Annotated in this window: 1 protein-coding gene; it reads right to left on the bottom strand. The window is 62.1% G+C overall.

The window, feature by feature from the left end; all coding sequences use genetic code 11:
* Positions 1-42: 42 nt before the first annotated feature.
* Positions 43-1,466, bottom strand: a 1,424-nt coding sequence (gene ltrA / locus SF06_RS17565; protein ID WP_211253778.1) for a group II intron reverse transcriptase/maturase, incomplete at its 5' end; no start/stop codon positions are given.

Below are 1,466 nucleotides of genomic sequence, written 5' to 3'. Positions count from 1 at the left end.
CCTGCGTCGATTGTTTGTAGACGACAGTTGGCTCCCGTGCCACTACATAGCGGTTGTATAAATATCTTCCGGCCGCGCCGCACTGGCCGGCAGCCCCAAGTTCGTGAAGTACCGCACTGGTAATGCCAGCCTCAGTGCCGGGGTGTTGCTCAACCGCCAAGGGCCGTGCGCCGACTTGCTGGTATTCCATGCTTCTCGCACGCTTACACCGCGCCTGCGCAATTCCCGGTAGCCAGCTCGTCCCCATTGCTTCCAGAGATAGCAACGTAGTTTGCGTCGTATCCATTTGTCGATGTCGTGCAGAGGGCTCAGTACTTCGGCAATGCCGAAATACGCTTTCCATCCAAGCAGGGTTTTCCTCAGCTCTGCCACGATTACGTCCAGACGGCGGCCTCGCGTCCGACGGGTCAGTGCGCGCACTTTCGCCTTGAGCCGTTCGATGGCCTTATCGGCCACCTTCAGGCGGGCGTCTCTGCGGCTGACCGTGAAGCCCAGGAACGTACGTTCGGCTGGACGATCCACCGCGCTTTTCAGCGGATTGACTGTGAGCCGCAGTCGTTCGCTGATCATGCGCTCTACGCTGGCCATCACCCGTTCCCCCGCACGCTGGCTTCTGACCAGGATGTTGCAGTCGTCGGCATAGCGGGCAAAGCGGTGGCCGCGCCGTTGCAGCTCCCAATCCAGTTCATCCAGAACGATGTTGGCCAGTACCGGCGAGAGCGGGCCGCCTTGCGGCACACCCAGCAGTGTGGCTTCGATGCGTTCGCCCCGTTGCACACCAGCCTTGAGGAAGCGGTTGATCAGGCGCAGCAGCGGGGCGTCCTGACAGCGGTGTTTGAGCCGCGCCATTAGCCGGTCGTGATTGACCCGATCGAAGAATGCTTCCAGGTCGATGTCCACCACCCAGCCGTAGCCGTCGCGGATGCTCGTCTGTACATGGCGTAGCGCCTGGTGCGCCGAGCGTTGTGGGCGAAAGCCATAGCTGTGCGGGTGGAAGTGGGGCTCCCATTGCGCCGACAGTACCTGCGCAATAGCTTGCTGGATGAATCGATCCACCACCGTGGGGATACCCAGGCAGCGAACCTTGCCATCTGCCTTCGGGATCTCCACGCGTTTGACCGGCTGGGGGCGGAAGGTGCCCGCCAGCAGTTGTGCGCGGATCCGTGGCCAGTGGTCTTGGAGGTAGTGAGGCAAGGCCTCGACGGTCATGCCATCGATGCCCGGCGCGCCCTGGTTGCGGCGTACTTGTTTGAGGGCGCGCTGCAGATTCTCACGCTGTAACACGCGAGCGAGCAGCGCTTGGGGTGGAATTGACGCGGGAGGTTCGCTCGATCCAGGGACGGCTTCATCCCGCGGCGAGGCCGCAGCCAGCCGAGGCTGGTGGTCAGATGCATTGCCGTCTCTCTTCAAGGCGATTCCCTTGTCATTCATCGTTCCGGCCTTCAGTGGGGCCACCCACCTACTAT

It is taken from the genome of Pseudomonas flexibilis (assembly GCF_000802425.1).
Taxonomy (GTDB): domain Bacteria; phylum Pseudomonadota; class Gammaproteobacteria; order Pseudomonadales; family Pseudomonadaceae; genus Serpens; species Serpens flexibilis.
The sequence above is the reverse complement of the archived record's forward strand: the minus strand, read 5'-3'. Positions and strand labels throughout refer to the sequence as shown.